At 69.5% G+C, this 16832-nt stretch carries 15 protein-coding genes; 7 read left to right on the top strand and 8 right to left on the bottom strand.

From position 1 onward, the window contains the following. Positions 1-11 precede the first annotated feature (11 nt). The 8 genes from MKP15_RS03480 to rpsB all read right to left on the bottom strand — a co-directional run bounded on the left by MKP15_RS03480 (position 12) and on the right by rpsB (position 7850). Positions 12-1217 (bottom strand): 1-deoxy-D-xylulose-5-phosphate reductoisomerase, encoded by a 1206-nt coding sequence (locus MKP15_RS03480; RefSeq protein ID WP_240211790.1) that lies wholly within the window; start codon positions 1215-1217, stop codon positions 12-14. 1 nt (position 1218) lies between these two features. Continuing rightward, a complete protein-coding gene (locus tag MKP15_RS03485; protein ID WP_161614658.1) occupies positions 1219-2040 on the bottom strand; it encodes a phosphatidate cytidylyltransferase in 822 nt (273 codons plus the stop codon). Continuing rightward, positions 2037-2786: a polyprenyl diphosphate synthase gene (gene uppS / locus MKP15_RS03490; protein WP_240212071.1), complete on the bottom strand. Its 750-nt coding sequence runs from the start codon at positions 2784-2786 to the stop codon at positions 2037-2039. The genes MKP15_RS03485 and uppS overlap by 4 nt, the downstream gene beginning before the upstream one ends. A gap of 27 nt (positions 2787-2813) precedes the next feature. Beyond that, on the bottom strand, positions 2814-3371 hold the full coding sequence (gene frr, locus MKP15_RS03495; RefSeq protein ID WP_104939197.1) for a ribosome recycling factor: 558 nt from the start codon (positions 3369-3371) through the stop codon (positions 2814-2816). 131 nt (positions 3372-3502) lie between these two features. Continuing rightward, positions 3503-4231, bottom strand: a complete 729-nt coding sequence (pyrH, locus tag MKP15_RS03500; RefSeq protein WP_054666822.1) for a UMP kinase — start codon at positions 4229-4231, stop codon at positions 3503-3505. A 109-nt stretch (positions 4232-4340) separates the two neighbouring features. Next, entirely contained in the window at positions 4341-5846 is a 1506-nt protein-coding gene (locus MKP15_RS03505; protein WP_161614657.1) for a GGDEF domain-containing protein, read from the bottom strand. 184 nt (positions 5847-6030) lie between these two features. Beyond that, complete coding sequence (gene tsf / locus MKP15_RS03510; RefSeq protein WP_240211791.1) at positions 6031-6912, bottom strand: translation elongation factor Ts; 882 nt, start codon at positions 6910-6912, stop codon at positions 6031-6033. 131 nt (positions 6913-7043) lie between these two features. Further along, on the bottom strand, positions 7044-7850 hold the full coding sequence (gene rpsB, locus MKP15_RS03515; protein ID WP_104939194.1) for a 30S ribosomal protein S2: 807 nt from the start codon (positions 7848-7850) through the stop codon (positions 7044-7046). A 325-nt stretch (positions 7851-8175) separates the two neighbouring features. Here rpsB and map point away from each other — a divergent pair, with 325 nt between their 5' ends. From map to MKP15_RS03550, 7 genes are all read left to right on the top strand, one after another. Further along, on the top strand, positions 8176-8967 hold the full coding sequence (gene map / locus MKP15_RS03520; RefSeq protein ID WP_233996193.1) for a type I methionyl aminopeptidase: 792 nt from the start codon (positions 8176-8178) through the stop codon (positions 8965-8967). Then, entirely contained in the window at positions 8964-11612 is a 2649-nt protein-coding gene (locus MKP15_RS03525; protein WP_104939192.1) for a [protein-PII] uridylyltransferase, read from the top strand. The genes map and MKP15_RS03525 overlap by 4 nt, the downstream gene beginning before the upstream one ends. Then, positions 11612-12655: a 2,3,4,5-tetrahydropyridine-2,6-dicarboxylate N-succinyltransferase gene (dapD, locus tag MKP15_RS03530; RefSeq protein ID WP_240211792.1), complete on the top strand. Its 1044-nt coding sequence runs from the start codon at positions 11612-11614 to the stop codon at positions 12653-12655. Before MKP15_RS03525 ends, dapD begins: the two co-directional genes overlap by 1 nt. 46 nt (positions 12656-12701) lie before the next feature. After that, positions 12702-13058: an arsenate reductase gene (locus tag MKP15_RS03535; RefSeq protein ID WP_240211793.1), complete on the top strand. Its 357-nt coding sequence runs from the start codon at positions 12702-12704 to the stop codon at positions 13056-13058. A gap of 13 nt (positions 13059-13071) precedes the next feature. Further along, positions 13072-14199 (top strand): succinyl-diaminopimelate desuccinylase, encoded by a 1128-nt coding sequence (dapE, locus tag MKP15_RS03540; RefSeq protein ID WP_104940226.1) that lies wholly within the window; start codon positions 13072-13074, stop codon positions 14197-14199. A 352-nt stretch (positions 14200-14551) separates the two neighbouring features. Next, positions 14552-16237 (top strand): asparagine synthase B, encoded by a 1686-nt coding sequence (asnB, locus tag MKP15_RS03545; RefSeq protein WP_161614652.1) that lies wholly within the window; start codon positions 14552-14554, stop codon positions 16235-16237. 155 nt (positions 16238-16392) lie between these two features. Next, on the top strand, positions 16393-16818 hold the full coding sequence (locus MKP15_RS03550) for a RidA family protein (protein WP_161614651.1): 426 nt from the start codon (positions 16393-16395) through the stop codon (positions 16816-16818). Positions 16819-16832: the final 14 nt, after the last annotated feature.

The following is a 16832-nucleotide window of genomic DNA, read 5'->3' on the forward strand; positions in this document are numbered from 1 at the left end:
GGAAGACGGGGTCAGGCATGGGGCAGGCGGGCGATGGCGGTGGAGGTGACCTGGCGGGAGCGGGCGTCGGCCGCCAGCAGGGCGTCCAGTGTATCGGCAGCCATGTCAGGCAGGGTGGACAGCGCATGTTCCACCAGCGCCGGGATCGACAGGAAGCCTATGCGGCCCTGAAGAAAGGCTGAAACGGCGACTTCGTTGGCGGCGTTCAGGATCGCCGGGGCGCTGCCGCCGGCCTCCATGGCCTGCCAGGCCAGGCGCAGGCAGGGGAAGGCCTCCAGGTCGGGCGCCTCGAAATCGAGCCGGCCCTGGGCCAGCAGGTCGAGCCCGGCCACGCCCGATTCGACCCGCCGCGGCCAGCCCAGGCCCACCGCCAGGGTGGTGCGCATGTCCGGCAGGCCGAGCTGGGCCAGGGTGGAGCCGTCGATGAACTCGACCAGCGAATGCACCAGGCTCTGCGGGTGCACCAGCACCTCGATGCGCGCCCCCGGCACGCCGAACAGGTGGTGGGCCTCGATCACTTCCAGGCCCTTGTTCATCAGCGTGGCCGAATCGACCGAGATCTTCGGCCCCATCGACCACTTCGGGTGCGCCACGGCCTGTGCCGGGGTGACCGCTTCCAGTTCGGCGCGACGCCGGCCGCGGAACGGGCCGCCGGACGCGGTCAGCAGGATGCGGCGTACGCCCGCGCCCTCGACGCTGGCGTCGCGCGAGCGCAGGCACTGGAAGATGGCGTTGTGTTCGCTGTCGATCGGGATGATGTCCGCACCGGCGGCGGCCGCTTCGCGGGTCAGCAGTTCGCCGGCCAGCACCAGCGATTCCTTGTTGGCCAGCAGCAGGCGCTTGCCGGCGCGGGCGGCGGCCAGGGTCGAGGACAGCCCGGCGGCGCCGACGATGGCCGCCACCACGGTGTCGCAGGCGTCGCCGGCGGCCAGTGCGTCGATGGCCCCGGCCCCGGCGTGCGCCTGGGTGGCCAGGCCGGCATCGCGCAGCCCGTCGCGCAGGCGCGCATACAGCGCCGGGTCGGCGATGGCGGCGTGTTCGGGGCGGTGGCTGCGGCACAGCGCGAGCAGCGCGTCCACGTTGTTGCCGGCGGCCAGCACGCTGGCGCGCATCTGCCCCGGGTGGCGGGCGATGACGTCCAGCGCGGAGGTGCCGATCGAGCCGGTGGCGCCCAGGATCGCGACCCGGCGCGGGAGAGGGAGCGGGGCGGCGGACATGTCAGAAACCGAAGATTTCCTTGCCCAGCGCGAACACCGGCAGCGCCGCGAGCACGCCATCGATGCGGTCCAGCACGCCGCCGTGGCCGGGGATCACGTTGCCCGAATCCTTGAAGCCGGCATGGCGCTTGAGCAGGCTTTCGAACAGGTCGCCGAGCACCGAGGCCAGCACCGTCGCCGTTGCCACCAACAGCAGCCAGCCGATGGCGCCGGGCTGCACGCCGGCCAGCCAGCCGAAGCCGACCGCGACGACCAGGCCGGCCACCAGCCCGCCCAGCAGGCCTTCGATGGTCTTGTTCGGGCTCACCCGTGGCGCCAGCTTGTGCCTGCCGAACGCGCGCCCGGCGAAGTACGCCCCTGAGTCGGCCGCCCAGACCACCGCCAGCGCGGTCAGCAGCCAGCGGTTGCCGTGCGGTTCGCCGGCGTGGATCAACACCAGCGCGGCCCAGGCCGGAACGATCGCCAGGGTGCCGGCGGCCAGCTTGAGCATGCGCGCGCTGCTTTCCTCGTGGGCGCCGAAATCGAAGAAACGCAGCCACAGCAGCGCCAGCAGCCAGAAGCCGATTCCGGCCAGCGTGGCCAGCTGGAACAGCACCAGGCTGCCGGCCGATGCCCACACCAGCAGCACCATCAGCAGCAGGTTCAGCACCAGCAGCACGGTGCGCGGCAGCCCATCGACGCCGGCCAGGCGGAACCATTCCCATAAGCCGGTGAGGAACACCAGCGCGGCGGCCGCGGCCAGCCATTGCGGCGGCAGCAGCAGGATCGCGCAGATGGCCGCCGGGGCCATGATCAGCGCGGCGATGACACGGGTCTTGGTCATGGGGAAACGGTCTCCGTGGCCGCCGCGGCGACCTGTGCGCTGGTCAATCCATAGCGGCGTTCGCGCCGCGCGTAGTCGTCCAGGGCCTGCTGCAGGATGCCGGCATCGATGTCCGGCCACAGCACGTCGGTGAACCACAGTTCGGTATACGCCAACTGCCACAGCAGGAAATTGCTGATGCGGGTGTCGCCGCCGGTGCGTATGAACAGGTCCGGCGGCGGCAGGTCGGCGAGCGCCACGTGGCGGCCGAGAAGGTCTTCGTCGATCTGCGCGGGCTGCAGCGCACCGGCGGCGACCTGCTCGGCGAGCAGCCGCGCGGCATGGGCGATGTCCTGGCGGCCGCCATAGCTGGCGGCGACGTTCAGGGTCATCGCGCCGTTGCCGGCGGTACGCTGTTCAGCCCGCGCCATGCGCTGGACGATGCCGGGGGCAAAACGCGCGCGGTCGCCGATGAAACGCACGCGCACGCCACGGCGGTCGAGTTCGCCCACCTCGCGGTCGAGCGCGCCCAGGAACAGCTTCATCAAGGCGTCCACTTCTTCCGCCGGCCGTCCCCAGTTCTCGCTGGAGAACGCGAACAGGGTGAGCGCGGCGACGCCGCGCTCCAGGCAGAAGTCGATGGTGCGGTTGACCGCGCGCGCGCCGGCGCGGTGGCCGATCATGCGCGGGCGGCGCCGCTGCTGCGCCCAGCGGCCGTTGCCATCCATGATGATGGCAACGTGCGCGGGCACGCCGGGTGCTGGCATGCCGTCGGGCATGACGGACGGCACCGGTCAGACCGCCATCAGTTCCTGTTCCTTGAGCTTGACCACCTCGTCGACGTCCTTGATCGCCTTGTCGGTCAGCTTCTGGATCTCGTCCTGCGCGCGGCGGTCCTCGTCCTCGGTGATCGCCTTGTCCTTGAGCAGCCGGGCCACTTCCTGGTTGGCGTCGCGGCGGATGTTGCGGATGGCGACCTTGCTGTCCTCGCCTTCCTTGCTCACGGTCTTGGCCAGTTCCCGGCGGCGCTCTTCGGTCAGCGGCGGCAGGTTGAGGCGGATGGTGGTGCCCACGGTGGTCGGGGTCAGGCCCAGGTCGGAAGCGTAGATGGACTTCTCCACTTCCTTGATCATGTTCTTGTCGAACAGGGTGATGACCAGCGAGCGGCCTTCGGAGACGCTGATGCTGGCCACCTGGTTCAGCGGCGTGTCGGTGCCGTAGGCCTTGACCTTGATGCCGTCCAGCAGGGCCGGCGAGGCGCGGCCGGTGCGGATGGTGGTGAGGGTGTGGCGCAGAGCGTCGATGCTCTTGGCCATGCGCGCCTGCGCATCTTGCTTGATGTCGTTGATCATCGCCGGAATCCTGGATGTTTCTGGAACCGGCCGATTATAGGCGAACAGCCCTGCCGGCCGGACGGGAATCGTGAAGCCGGGCGCGGCCGATCCCGCGCGCCCGGTGCGTGGTCCCGCGGCGCGGGCCGGGGTCAGTGGGCGTCGCGGCCGTGCACCAGGGTGCCGATGTTCTCGCCGCGCAGGATCTTCAGCAGCTCGCCGGGCTGGCCCATGTCGAACACGCGCAGCGGCAGGTCGCTGTCGCGGGCAAGGGCGAAGGCGGCGGTGTCCATGACTTCCAGCCCCTGGCTGATGACCTGGTCGTAGCTCAGGGTGTCGTAGCGCACCGCGTCGGCATGCTTGTTCGGGTCCTTGTCGTAGACGCCGTCGACCTTGGTGGCCTTGAGCAGCAGGTCGGCGCCGATCTCGATGGCGCGCAGCGCGGCGCCCGAATCGGTGGTGAAGAACGGGCTGCCGACGCCGGCGGCGAAGATCACCAGCCGGCCCTTCTCCAGGTGGCGGATCGCGCGGCGGCGGATGTAGTCCTCGCACACGTCATTGATCTTGATCGCGCTCATCACCCGCGCCTTGGCGCCGAGCTTCTCCAGCGCGTCCTGCATGGCCAGTGCGTTGATGACCGTGGCCAGCATGCCCATCTGGTCGCCGGTGACCCGGTCCATGCCGCCGGCGGCCAGGCCGGCGCCGCGGAAGATGTTGCCGCCGCCGATGACCAGCGCCACCTCGGCGCCGGCCTGCTGCGCTTCGATGACCTCGCGCGCCAGGCGGTTGATGACCTTGGGGTCGATGCCGTAGTCCTCGTCTCCCATCAGCGCCTCCCCGGAAAGCTTCAGAAGGATGCGTTGGTAGGCGAGCTGGGACATGGACGACCTCGATGGCTGGAAAACGCGGGAATTCTAACGGATCGAAGGCCCGCCGGGCAGCGCTTTTGTTGCACTGCAATGACCGGCCCGGTGCCGCACCCGCGCGCGTTCAGCCGGAAGCCGGTTGCGGCTCGGGGGCGCGGGCGATCACCCGGTTGCGGCCCAGGCTCTTGGAACGGTAGAGCACGTCGTCGGCGGCCTTGAGCAGGTCCTGCACGTTGGCGAAGCGCTCATAGTCGCCGTGGGTGGCCACGCCCGCGGAAAAGGTCACGTGCAGTGGTGCGCCCTCGATCTCCGCCATCGGCGTCTGCGCGATGGTGTCCAGCACCCGCCGCACCACTTCCAGCGCGATGCGTTCGTTGGTGTCGGGGAACAGCACCACGAACTCCTCGCCGCCGAAGCGGGCGACGGTGTCGCTGGTGCGCAGCTGCTCCTGCAGGTGCGAGGCGAAGGACTGCAGCACCTGGTCGCCGGCCAGGTGGCCATGGGCGTCGTTGATCTTCTTGAAGTCGTCCAGGTCGATGAAGGCGATCGACAGCGGCCGGTTCATGTGCGCGGCGCGGGCGAACTCCTGCTCCAGCACCGTTTCCAGGTGGCGCCGGTTGAGTACCCCGGTCAGCGCGTCGAGGTGCGCCTGTTCGGCCAGGCGCCGGGCCATCAGTTCGAAATCATCGGCGCGCCGGCGGCTGGCGGAGGCGTCCTGCAGCTCGCGCAGGTTGCGCAGTTCCTTCAGTTCGTCGGCGTGGTCGAGCAGGAAGCGCAGGCGCGCGGAGCTGGGTACCGGCACGTCGAGCAGCGCGCACAGCTCGGGCAGCATCTGGCTGACCCGCTGCAGCACCAGCTCGAAGCCCTGGCTGTCCATGCCCAGCTCGCGGTAGGCGCGCTGCAGCGCATGGCTGCGCGCGGCGTCGGCATCGGCCGCCAGCCAGATTTCGGCCACGCAGCCGGACAGGGCGATGCAGCGCTGGAACAGGTCTTCGGGTTCGGCCGGGGGTTCGCTGCGGGCGATGCCCTCGACCAGGTACCGGGGCAGGTGCCATTGCTCGCACAGCTGCGCGCCGATGTCGGCATGGCTGCAGCCGAGGATGGCGCGCTCGTGGGCGAGCAGTTCCTCGTTGCAGGTGGCCTTGTCGAACAGCGCCGGGTAGATGTCCGGGCTGGCCTGCATCAGCGCCAGGGTGCCGACGTCCTGCAGCAGCCCGGCGAGCATCAGTTCCTCGACCCGGCGTACCCCGCTGCCGAGTCCAAGGAAGCGCGCGGCCAGCGCGCAGAGCACGCTGCGGCGCCAGATGCGCTCCAGCAGGCGCGGGTCCAGCCCCTCCTTGTCCATCGCGTTGGCCAGCGAGAAGCCCAGTGCCAGCTGCAGGGTCGCGTTCAGCCCGAGCATGGTCAGCGCCTGCCCGAGGTTCTCGATGCGGCGCCGGCTGGCATACAGCGGTGAATTGGCGATGCGCAGCATCCGCGCGCTCAGCGCCATGTCCATCGCGATGGCATCGGCCGCGGTGGCGATGTCGGTCTCCGGATCCTGCGCCAGCTCGATGATGCGGATGGCGATGCCCGGCGGCGAGGGCAGGTTGCGGCAGAGTGACAGCGCTGCGTTGAGCTCGGGGGACATGTCGGGGGAGGTGTTCAGCAGGCCATCAAGGATACAGGCAGGGCGGGGGCGGGCGGGTTTGCGTCACAGTATCGGGCAAAGGGACTTGAAGTCCACAGCAAAAGCCGGTCCGGCCGCCGTATGGCGGAAAAAAAAAGAAGCCGCGGAGTCCGCGGCTTCTTCTGGGCTCCGGATCGGGGCCGGGTCAGACCTGCATCGCCTTGGCGACTTCGGCGGCGTAGTCCTCGACCACCTTCTCGATGCCTTCGCCGACCACCAGGCGCTGGAAGCCGACGACGTCGCCGCCGGCGGCCTTCACGGCCTGCTCGACGGTCTTGTCGCTGTCCAGCACGTAGTTCTGGCCGTACAGGGTGACTTCGCTGATGATCTTGTTGATCTTGCCGCTGATGATCTTCTCCAGGATTTCGGCCGGCTTGGCCTTGTCCTTTTCGCTCATCTTGGCCAGCTCGATTTCCTTTTCCTTGGCAACGAACTCGGCCGGCACGTCGGCGGCCTTGTTGTGCGGCGGGTTCATCGCGGCCACGTGCATGGCCAGGCCGTTGGCCAGCTCGGCGTTGCCGCCGGCCAGGTCGACCAGCACGCCGATCTTGCCGTTGCTGTGCACGTAGGCGCCGACGGTGTTGTTGCCGTCGACCTTGGCCAGGCGGCGGATCTGGATGTTCTCGCCCAGCTTCTGGATGGCGGCGGTGCGGGATTCCTCGACGGTCTCGCCGGAGGCCAGCTTGGCCGACTTCAGCGACTCGACGTCGGCGGCGCCGGAAGCCAGCGCGGCAGCGGCGACGGCGTCGACGAACGCCTTGAAGTTGACGTCATTGGCGACGAAGTCGGTTTCCGAGTTCACTTCGACCAGCACGGCCTTGCCGCCGTTGACGGCGACGCCGATGCGGCCTTCGGCGGTGACGCGGTCGGCCTTCTTGTCGGCCTTGGCGGCGCCGGACTTGCGCAGGGCTTCGGCAGCGGCGTCGATGTCGCCGTTGTTTTCGGCCAGAGCCTTCTTGCATTCCATCATGCCGGCGCCGGTGCGCTCGCGCAGTTCCTTGACCAGGGAGGCGGTGATTTCAGCCATGGGATTACCTCAACGATAGAAAGGGGCAGGCCGGCGATGATCGCCGGCCGTTGTTACGTGGCCCTGTCAGTGGCCGGCGCCGGTGGCGCTGCCGCAGGGGAGGCGGGTGGGGGCGCCACCCGCCGGGTGCATCAGGCCGAAGCCTCGTCGCCCTTCTTGGCGCCCTTCTTGGCCGGAGCGCGGCGGGCCGGCTTGGCTTCTTCGGCGGCAGCGGCGTCGGCGAACTCTTCCTCGCGCACCGAGGCGGCGTGCGGGGCGGCGGCCTTGCCTTCCAGCACCGCGTCGGCGGCGGCGCGGGCGTACAGCTGCACGGCGCGGATGGCGTCGTCGTTGCCCGGGATGGCGTAGTCCACCAGTTCCGGGTTGTAGTTGGTGTCGACCACCGCGATCACCGGGATGCCCAGCTTCTTGGCTTCCTTGATGGCGATGTCCTCATGGCCGATGTCGATCACGAAGATCGCGTCGGGCAGGCGGTTCATGTCCTTGATGCCGCCCAGCGAGGCTTCCAGCTTGTCGCGCTCGCGGCGCAGGCCCAGCACTTCGTGCTTGACCAGGCGGTCGAAGGTGCCGTCGGTTTCGCCGGCTTCCAGCTCCTTCAGGCGCGCAACCGACTGCTTGACGGTGCGGAAGTTGGTCAGGGTGCCGCCCAGCCAGCGCTGGTTCATGAACGGCATGCCGCAACGCTCGGCTTCTTCCTTGATGGCATCGCGCGCGCTGCGCTTGGTGCCCAGGAACAGGATGGTGCCGCGCTTCTGGGCAACCGACGAGATGAAGTTCATCGCGTCGTTGAACAGCGGAACGGTCTTTTCCAGGTTGATGATGTGGATCTTGCCGCGGGCGCCGAAGATGTACGGGGCCATCTTCGGGTTCCAGTAACGGGTCTGGTGGCCGAAGTGGACGCCGGCTTCCAGCATCTGGCGCATGGTGATCTGGGACATTGCAGAACTCCTGACGGGGAACCGGCGATTCCGCCCGCGGGCAAAGTGTGCGGGACGCGTGGAAGCGCGATGGGTTCCGGGGTTGGGCTTCCCTGTTGCCTCCGTGGCCGAACTCCTCGCGGAGCACCCCGGCACGGATGGGGGCAGCAGGTGTGGATTCACCGGTGACGCCCGGTGTGGGCGGCCTGGGCAGGCGCGGGGGCCGGCAACGCAGCCGCCGGATTATAGGGTGCGCGGGGGTGCCACGCAAATTGCCGGGCCGGGCGGGCGGCGGTGGCGCCGGAAAACTCGTTCAGGCAGGCGCCGATGGGTGATAATGGCGGCCATGAGCGTGAACCTGAAAACCCCCGAAGAAATCGCCAAGATGCGCATCGCCGGCCGCCTGGCGGCCGAAGTGCTGGACATGATCGGCGCGCACGTCAAGCCCGGTGTCACCACCGAGGAACTGGACCGCATCTGTCACGACCACATCGTCAACGTGCAGGGCGCGATCCCGGCCAACGTCGGCTACCGCGGCTTTCCCAAGACCCTGTGCACCTCGGTCAACAACGTCATCTGCCATGGCATCCCCAGCGAGGCCAAGGTGCTCAAGGACGGGGACATCGTCAACATCGACGTGACCGTCATCAAGGATGGCTGGCACGGCGACACCAGCCGCATGTACTACGTCGGCACGCCCTCGGTGATGGCCCGGCGTCTGGTGGAGACGACCCGGGAGGCGATGTGGCGCGGCATCCGCGCGGTCCGGCCGGGCGCCACGCTCGGCGACATCGGCCATGCGATCCAGGAATACGCCGAGTCCGAACGCTTCAGCGTGGTCCGCGAGTACTGCGGCCACGGCATCGGCAAGGTCTACCACGACGAGCCGCAGGTGCTGCATTACGGCCGTCCCGGGCAGGGGCTGGTGCTCAAGCCGGGCATGACCTTCACCATCGAGCCGATGATCAACGAGGGCACCCGTTACACCAAGGTGCTGCCCGACGGCTGGACCGTGGTCACCAAGGACCGCAAGCTCTCGGCGCAGTGGGAACACATGGTCGCCGTGACCGAGGACGGCGTCGAGGTGCTGACGCTGTCGCCGGCCGAGGCCGGGCACGCGCAACCCGGGGCGGCATGAGCCTGTTGCCGGCGGATCTGGTCCAGCACGTACCGGACGCGCCGGCCGACCCCGCGGGCGATGCGCAGTGGGCTGCCGCGGCGCGGCAGTCGCTGGCCCAGGCCGACGCGCGGCTGTGCCGGCGCTTCGAGCAGGGCGACAACATCGAGCGGCTGCTGGCACTGCGTGCGCGCTGCGTCGACCAGTTGATCCAGCAGGCTTGGCGGCGTTGCCTGGCGGGCGAGGGTGGACTGTCGCTGTTCGCGGTCGGCGGCTATGGCCGTGGCGAACTGTTCCCGCGTTCGGACATCGACCTGCTGGTGCTGGGCGAGCCCCAGGTGCAGCAGGCCAGCGAGGCCGCGCTGGCGCGCCTGTTCGCATTGCTGTGGGACGCCGGGCTGCCGGCCAGCCACGCGGTGCGCTCGGCCGCGCAGTGCGCGCAGGCCGCGGCCGACCAGACCGTGCTCACCGCGCTGATCGAGGCGCGGCCGCTGTGCGTGGCGCCGGGCGCGCAGCAGGCGCTGGCGCGCGCGGTATCGCCGACCCTGATCTGGCCGGCGCGCGATTACTTCCTGGCCAAGCGCGAGGAGCTGCTGCTGCGGCACCAGCGGTTCGGCGATACCGCCGACAACCTGGAGCCGGACATCAAGGATGGCCCCGGCGGCCTGCGCGACCTCAATACCCTGGGCTGGATGGCGCTGCGCGCGTTCGGCGTCAGCGACATCGACGCGCTGGTCGGGCTGGGCCACCTGGGCCTGGACGAGGCCGCCGCGCTCAAGCGCGAGCGCGCGGTGCTGGCGCGGCTGCGCTTCGGCCTGCACCTGGTCGCGCAGCGCGCCGAGGAGCGTCTGCGCTTCGACCACCAGAAGGCGCTGGCCGAGCGCATGGGTTTTGCCGACGACGCCGGCAACCTGGGCGTGGAAAAGATGATGCAGGGCTTCTACCGCAGCGCGGCGGTGGTGCGGCGGATCAGCGACCGCCTGCTGCAGCGGTTCGAGGAGCAGTTCGACGGCGAGGCATCGCCCGAGCCGGTCGGCGACGGTTTTTCGCTGCGCCGCGGCTACCTGTCGGCCGACGACCCGTTGTGGCCGCATGGCGACATCGCCCGCATCTTCGCCCTGTTCGCCTGCTGGGCGCGCACCCCGCAGGTGCGCGGGCTGCATTCGCTGACCGCGCGCGGCCTGGCCGAGATGCTGGACGAGATTCCCGCCTATACCGAAGTGGACGCGGCGGCGCGCGAGCAGTTCATCGCCCTGCTGCGCGGGCCGCGCGCGGTGGACACGCTGGCGCGCATGGCGCGGCTGGGCGTGCTCGGGCAGTGGATACCGGCGTTCGCGCAGGTGTCCGGGCGCATGCAGTTCGACCTGTTCCACGTCTATACCGTGGACCAGCACACGCTGATGGTGCTGCGGAACATCGGCGTGTTCGCCGCCGGCCGCGCCGACGAGCGGTTCTCCATCGCCCACGAGGTCTGGCCGCGGCTGCGCAAGCCCGAGCTGCTGCTGCTGGCCGGGCTGTTCCATGACATCGCCAAGGGCCGTGGCGGCGACCACTCCGAACTCGGCGCGGTGGACGCGCGCGCGTTCTGCGCCGCGCATGGCCTCAGCGCCACCGACACCGAACTGGTGGCGTGGCTGGTGGAACAGCACCTGCGCATGTCGGTCACCGCGCAGAAGCAGGACATCACCGACGCCGAGGTGATCCACCGCTTCGCCGGGCTGGTCGGCAGCCGCGAACGGCTCGATTACCTGTACCTGCTGACCTGCGCGGACATCGCCGGCACCAGCCCGAAGCTGTGGAACGCCTGGAAGGACCGGCTGCTGGCCGACCTGTATTTCGCCGCGCGCCGCGCCCTGCGCGAGGGGCTGGAACAGCCGCTGCCCGAGGCCGAACGGGTGCAGGAAGCGCGCGCCAGCGTGCGCGAACTGATGCGCGCGCTCGGCCATGCCGATGCGGTGATCGAGCGCCAGTTCAGCGCGATGCCCGACGAGAGCTTCGTGCGCTTCCGGCCCGAGCAGCTGGTGTGGCAGGCCACGTCGCTGATGGAAGTGGCGCGCGGCGGCACCCTGGTCAAGGCGCGCCGGATCGCACCGGAAAGCGACGCGCTCGAAGTGTTCGTGCATTCGCCCGACCGCGACGGCCTGTTCGCCGCGATCGTGATGACCCTGGACCGCGCCGGCTACAGCATCCACCGCGCGCGGGTGCTCGACGGGCCGGAGGACACCATCTTCGATACCTTCGAGGTGACCCCGGCCGGCAGCTTCGCCGACGGCGATACCGCGCGCCTGGAGCTGCTGCTGCGCAAGGCGCTGGCCGGCGACATCCAATGCCTGCGGCCGGCGCGGCGGGTGATCCCGCGCCAGCTCCGGCATTTCCGCTTCGCGCCGCGCATCGAGTTCATCGAGAACGCCGAGCATGCGCGCACGGTGTTGAACCTGGTGGCGCCGGACCGCCCGGGCCTGCTGGCCGACGTCGCGCACGTGCTGCGCGACCAGCAGCTGCGGGTGCAGGATGCGCGCATCGCCACCTTCGGCGAACGCGCCGAGGACCAGTTCCAGCTGACCGATCGCCACGATCGCCCCCTTACCGAAACTTCCCGGCAGGCACTGCGCGACGCATTGCTGGCCTGCCTGGAGCCCGACAGAACGCCAGGAGACCCCCGCTGATGGCCACCCGGAAGCCCGCCGCCAAGAAGCCCGCCCCGACCAGGACCGCTACGACCAGGACCGCCGCGAAGAAGGTCGCGCCGAAGAAGGTCGCCGCTGCGGCGGCGCCGGCCGCGAAGCCGGCCAAGGCGCCCAGGAAGACGCCCGCGGCCCGGCCGAAGGCGATCGAATCGATCGGTCCGCGCAGCCTGCGCAAGCCGCCAGCGCCGGGCGTGGCGGAAATGAAGTTCGGCATCGAGAGCGCGTTCGAACGCCGCGCGATGCTGACCATGGACGAGATCGAGGGCTACACCCGACCGCTGGTCAACCGCGTCATCGACGGCCTGGAGTCGGGCGAGTTCCGGGTCGCCGAGCCGGACGGCAATGGCGGCTGGAAGGTCAACGAGTGGTTGAAGAAGGCGGTGCTGCTGTACTTCCGCGTCAACGACATGAGCGTGATGGACGGGCGTCCGGCGCCGTTCTGGGACAAGGTCGAATCGCGCTTTGGCGGCTATGGCGAGGCAGAATTCCGCGCCGCCGGGGTGCGCGTGGTGCCCGGCGCCATCGCCCGCCGCGGCGCCCACTTCGGCCGCGACGTGGTGCTGATGCCCAGTTTCACCAACATCGGCGCGTACGTGGGCGAGGGCACCATGGTCGATACCTGGGCCACGGTCGGCTCGTGCGCGCAGGTGGGCAAGCACTGCCACCTGTCCGGCGGCGCCGGCATCGGCGGCGTGCTGGAACCGCTGCAGGCCAGCCCGACCATCATCGAGGACCACTGCTTCATCGGCGCGCGCTCGGAAGTGGTCGAAGGCGTGGTGGTCGGCCACCACAGCGTGATCGGCATGGGCGTGTTCCTGAGCCAGAGCACGCGCATCTACAACCGCGCCACCGGCGAGATCAGCTACGGCTACATCCCGCCCTACAGCGTGGTGGTGTCCGGCTCGCTGCCGAGCAAGGACGGCACCCATTCGCTGTACTGCGCGGTGATCGTCAAGCAGGTCGACGCCCGCACCCGCAGCAAGACCAGCGTCAACGACCTGCTGCGCGGCCTGGCCGATTGATGTTCCTCCTCTCCCTGGCCGGAGAGGGCAAGCCCTGGATCCTGCAATGACCACACTCTACGGACTCAAGAACTGCGATACCTGCAAGAAGGCCAGCAAGTGGCTGGACCGTTTCGGTGTCGCCCATGCTTTCATCGACTACCGCGAGCACAAGCCCAGCCCCGAGACCCTGGTCGAATGGGCCGGCAAGGCCGGTGGTTTCGACGCGCTGGTCAACAAGTCCTCGACCACCTGGCGGCAGTTGCCCGATGCGCGCAGGGCGCCGGGCTCGGACGCCGAGTGGAAGCTGCTGCTGCGCGAGTACCCGCAGCTGATCCGGCGCCCGCTGGTGGTCACCGACGACGGCGCGCTGAGCCAGGGTTTTTCCGACAACGGCTTCAAGCAGCGCTTCGGCATCGGGTAAGGCAATGGCGCCGATGGACGATGTGGTCGAACTGACCTGCGAACTGATTGCCCGGCCGTCGGTGACCCCGGACGACGCCGGTTGCCAGCAACTGCTCGGCGGCCGCCTCCGCGCCGCCGGCTTCCACTGCGAGCACCTGCGCCTGGGCGAGGTCGACAACCTGTGGGCCACCCACGGCAGCGGCGCGCCGGTACTGGTACTGCTCGGCCATACCGACGTGGTCCCCAGCGGCCCGGTTGCGGCCTGGACCAGCGATCCCTTCCAGCCGGAGGTGCGCGACGGCATGCTCTACGGCCGCGGCGCGGCCGACATGAAGGGCAGCGTGGCCGCGTTCGTGGTCGCCGCCGAACAGTTCGTCGCCGCCCATCCCGATCACCCGGGCACGCTGGCGGTACTGCTGACCAGCGACGAGGAGGGCGATGCCATCGATGGCGTGCGCCACGTCGCGCGCCTGTTCGGCGAGCGTGGGCAGCGCATCGACTGGTGCATCACCGGCGAGCCGTCGTCCACCGCGACCCTGGGCGACCTGCTGCGCGTGGGCCGCCGCGGCAGCCTGTCGGCGACGCTGCAGGTCAGGGGCGTGCAGGGCCATGTCGCCTATCCGGACAAGGCGCGCAACCCGATCCACCTGGCCGCCCCCGCGCTGGCCGAACTGGTCGCGCGGCACTGGGACGACGGCTACGAGAGCTTCCCGCCGACCTGCCTGCAGATTTCCAACATCAACGCCGGCACCGGCGCCGGCAATGTCATCCCCGGCGACCTGCAGGTGATGTTCAACCTGCGCTACAACCCGCACTGGAATGCCGGGCGGCTGGAGGCGGAGATCGCCGCGCTGCTGGACCGCCATGGCCTTGATTACACGCTGCGATGGCACCGCAGCGGCGAGCCTTTCTACACCCCGGAAGGACGCCTGCGCAGCGTCGCGCGCGAGGTGCTGGCCGGGTTCGCCGGCGCCACGCCCGAGGAGAGCACCGGTGGCGGCACCTCCGATGCCCGCTTCATCGCGCCGCTGGGCGCGCAGTGCATCGAGGTGGGGCCGGTCAACGCCAGCATCCACCAGGTGGACGAGCACGTGCGCCTGGACGACCTGCGGGCGCTGCCCGACCTGTACCGGCAGTTGATCGCGCGGCTGCTGGCCTGATCCGCCCGCGGCCGCCGCGGCGGCCGTGGGATCGCAGGCGCACACACACGGGCGCATCGGTTGCCCACGAAACAGTTGCACGCCGTCGCTGGGCCACGCTATCGTCGGCCCCATGAACCGCAACGCCCGCACCAACGTGAACGTGTCGAACAACCGCAATAATGCGGTTGCGAACAATCGCGCGCGGCCGATGCGGGTCTGCGACTGAGCCACAAGCACCATACGCCCAGTGACCAGAAAACCCGCATCGGCCGATGCGGGTTTTTTGTTGCGTGCGTGGGTCCCTCCACAAGCGCCCGGCCAGCCATGACCGGGATTCAACGAAAAGCCCCCACAACCAGGAGCAGTCCCCATGTGTTCCATCTTCGGCATCTTCGGCCTGCAGGCGGGCGACGACCTGCAGGCGCTGCGCCGCCAGGCCCTCGAACAATCGCAGCGCCAGCGCCACCGCGGCCCCGACTGGAGCGGCGTGTACGTGGACGAGCGCGCCATCCTCGTGCATGAACGCCTGGCCATCGTCGATCCGGCCGGCGGTTCGCAGCCGTTGCTGTCCGAGGACGGCACGCTGGCGCTGGCGGTCAACGGCGAGATCTACAACCACCGCGAACTGAAGCAGGAACTGGTACAGCCCTATGCGTTCCAGACCGGCTCGGACTGCGAGGTGATCAATGCGCTGTACCGCGAGGACGACCCCGCGTCGTTCCTCAACCGGCTCAACGGCATCTTCGCCTTCGCCCTGTGGGACAAGGTCGCCGGGCGCGCGATCATCGCCCGCGACCCGATCGGCGTGGTGCCGCTGTACTGGGGGCATGACAAGCAGGGCCGCCTGTGCGTGGCGTCGGAGATGAAATCGCTGGCCGATACCTGCGCCGACGTGGCGCAGTTCCCGCCGGGTCACTGGTACGACAGCGCCACCGGCGAGCTGCTGCAGTACTACGCGCGGCCGTGGCGCGACTACGACGCGGTGCAGGGCGTGGAGGTGTCCCGGCAGGCGCTGCGCGAAGCCTTCGAGGCCGCCGTGCACCGCCAGCTGATGACCGACGTGCCCTATGGCGTGCTGCTGTCCGGCGGGCTGGATTCGTCGCTGGTGGCGGCGGTGGCCGCGCGCTACGCCCGCCATCGCATCGAGGACGGCGACCGCAGCGAAGCCTGGTGGCCGCGCCTGCACAGCTTCGCCATCGGCCTGGCCGGCTCGCCCGACCTGGCCGCGGCGAAGATCGCCGCCGACATGCTCGGCACCGTGCACCACGGCTTCGAGTACACCTTCGAGGAAGGCCTGGATGCGCTGCCGGAAGTGATCCGCCACATCGAGACCTACGACGTCACCACCATCCGCGCCTCCACGCCGATGTTCCTGCTGGCGCGGCGGATCAAGGCGATGGGGGTGAAGATGGTGCTGTCCGGCGAGGGCAGCGACGAGATCTTCGGCGGCTACCTGTACTTCCACAAGGCGCCGAACGCGCGCGAGTTCCACGAGGAGCTGGTGCGCAAGCTCGACGCGCTCAACAATTACGATTGCCTGCGCGCCAACAAGTCGATGATGGCCTGGGGCGTGGAGCCGCGGGTGCCGTTCCTGGACCGCGCCTTCCTCGACGTGGCGATGCGCATGGACGCCCGCCACAAGATGGTGGACAAGGCCAGTGGCCGCATCGAGAAGGCGGTGCTGCGCGAGGCGTTCGAGGGCTACCTGCCCAGGGAAATCCTGTGGCGGCAGAAGGAGCAGTTCAGCGACGGCGTCGGCTACGGCTGGATCGACGGGCTCAAGGCGCATGCCGAGGCGCAGGTCAGCGACCGCGAACTCGCCGCCGCCGACAAGCGCTTTCCGTACAACCCGCCGCAGACCAAGGAGGCGTACTACTACCGCAGCCTGTTCGAGCAGTTCTATCCCAGCCCGGCGGCGGCGGAGACGGTGCCGGGCGGCAAATCCATCGCCTGTTCCTCGCCGGCGGCGATCGCCTGGGACGCCAGCTTCGAGACGATGGCCGATCCGTCCGGTCGCGCGGTGGCCGGCGTGCACGCGCAGGCGCTGGCGGGATGAGCAGGGCGGCGGCGCGTTGCTGCGCCGCCGGTCTTTCCCCATCGCACGGCGCGTCTGTCCCTGCGGCCGGCGCGTCCGTATCCATCGCGGCGGCGGCGGTTCCTGCCCGGAGCTGCCGCCGCTCATCTCACTGTTGCGCTCAAGGGGGTTCTTCGATGCGTGCGTATTCGTTGCTGGTGTCCGGTCTGTTGTGCGCGGCGCCTGCCGCTGCCGCGGAGGTGCCGCTGGAGCGCCACGCGCTGGGCAGTTGGGAGGCGGATATCGGCTACAGCGGCGTGGTGCGCGATGGTGACACCCTGTATGTGTCCGGCGTGCCGTGCCGCGGCCAGGACATGCAGGCCGCGGTGCGGGCGTGCTATGGCGAATTGACGAAGATCCTGCAGCGCTTCGGCGCCGACAGCAGCCAGGTGGTGAAGGAAACCGCGTACACCACCGACATGGATGCGCTGGTCAAGGCCATTCCGGCGCGCAAGGCGTTCTTCGCCGACGGCAGGTACCCTGCCGCGAGCTGGGTGCAGGTCAGCCGCCTGTTCAACGCGGAGGACATGCTCGAGGTCGAATGGACGGTGCGCCTGAAATAGCGCCGCGCGTTGGC

The organism is Stenotrophomonas sp. Y6 (genome assembly GCF_022436665.1).
Taxonomy (GTDB): Bacteria; Pseudomonadota; Gammaproteobacteria; order Xanthomonadales; family Xanthomonadaceae; genus Stenotrophomonas; species Stenotrophomonas acidaminiphila_A.

Excerpts from the sequence above, each read along its gene's own strand:
- MKP15_RS03480 (WP_240211790.1), bottom strand. The coding sequence starts at position 1,217 with ATGTCCGCCGCCCCGCTCCCTCTCCCGCGCCGGGTCGCGATCCTGGGC.
- MKP15_RS03485 (WP_161614658.1), bottom strand. The coding sequence starts at position 2,040 with ATGACCAAGACCCGTGTCATCGCCGCGCTGATCATGGCCCCGGCGGCC.
- uppS (WP_240212071.1), bottom strand. The coding sequence starts at position 2,786 with ATGCCAGCACCCGGCGTGCCCGCGCACGTTGCCATCATCATGGATGGC.
- frr (WP_104939197.1), bottom strand. The coding sequence starts at position 3,371 with ATGATCAACGACATCAAGCAAGATGCGCAGGCGCGCATGGCCAAGAGC.
- pyrH (WP_054666822.1), bottom strand. The coding sequence starts at position 4,231 with ATGTCCCAGCTCGCCTACCAACGCATCCTTCTGAAGCTTTCCGGGGAG.
- MKP15_RS03505 (WP_161614657.1), bottom strand. The coding sequence starts at position 5,846 with ATGTCCCCCGAGCTCAACGCAGCGCTGTCACTCTGCCGCAACCTGCCC.
- tsf (WP_240211791.1), bottom strand. The coding sequence starts at position 6,912 with ATGGCTGAAATCACCGCCTCCCTGGTCAAGGAACTGCGCGAGCGCACC.
- rpsB (WP_104939194.1), bottom strand. The coding sequence starts at position 7,850 with ATGTCCCAGATCACCATGCGCCAGATGCTGGAAGCCGGCGTCCACTTC.
- map (WP_233996193.1), top strand. The coding sequence starts at position 8,176 with ATGAGCGTGAACCTGAAAACCCCCGAAGAAATCGCCAAGATGCGCATC.
- MKP15_RS03525 (WP_104939192.1), top strand. The coding sequence starts at position 8,964 with ATGAGCCTGTTGCCGGCGGATCTGGTCCAGCACGTACCGGACGCGCCG.
- dapD (WP_240211792.1), top strand. The coding sequence starts at position 11,612 with ATGGCCACCCGGAAGCCCGCCGCCAAGAAGCCCGCCCCGACCAGGACC.
- MKP15_RS03535 (WP_240211793.1), top strand. The coding sequence starts at position 12,702 with ATGACCACACTCTACGGACTCAAGAACTGCGATACCTGCAAGAAGGCC.
- dapE (WP_104940226.1), top strand. The coding sequence starts at position 13,072 with ATGGACGATGTGGTCGAACTGACCTGCGAACTGATTGCCCGGCCGTCG.
- asnB (WP_161614652.1), top strand. The coding sequence starts at position 14,552 with ATGTGTTCCATCTTCGGCATCTTCGGCCTGCAGGCGGGCGACGACCTG.
- MKP15_RS03550 (WP_161614651.1), top strand. The coding sequence starts at position 16,393 with ATGCGTGCGTATTCGTTGCTGGTGTCCGGTCTGTTGTGCGCGGCGCCT.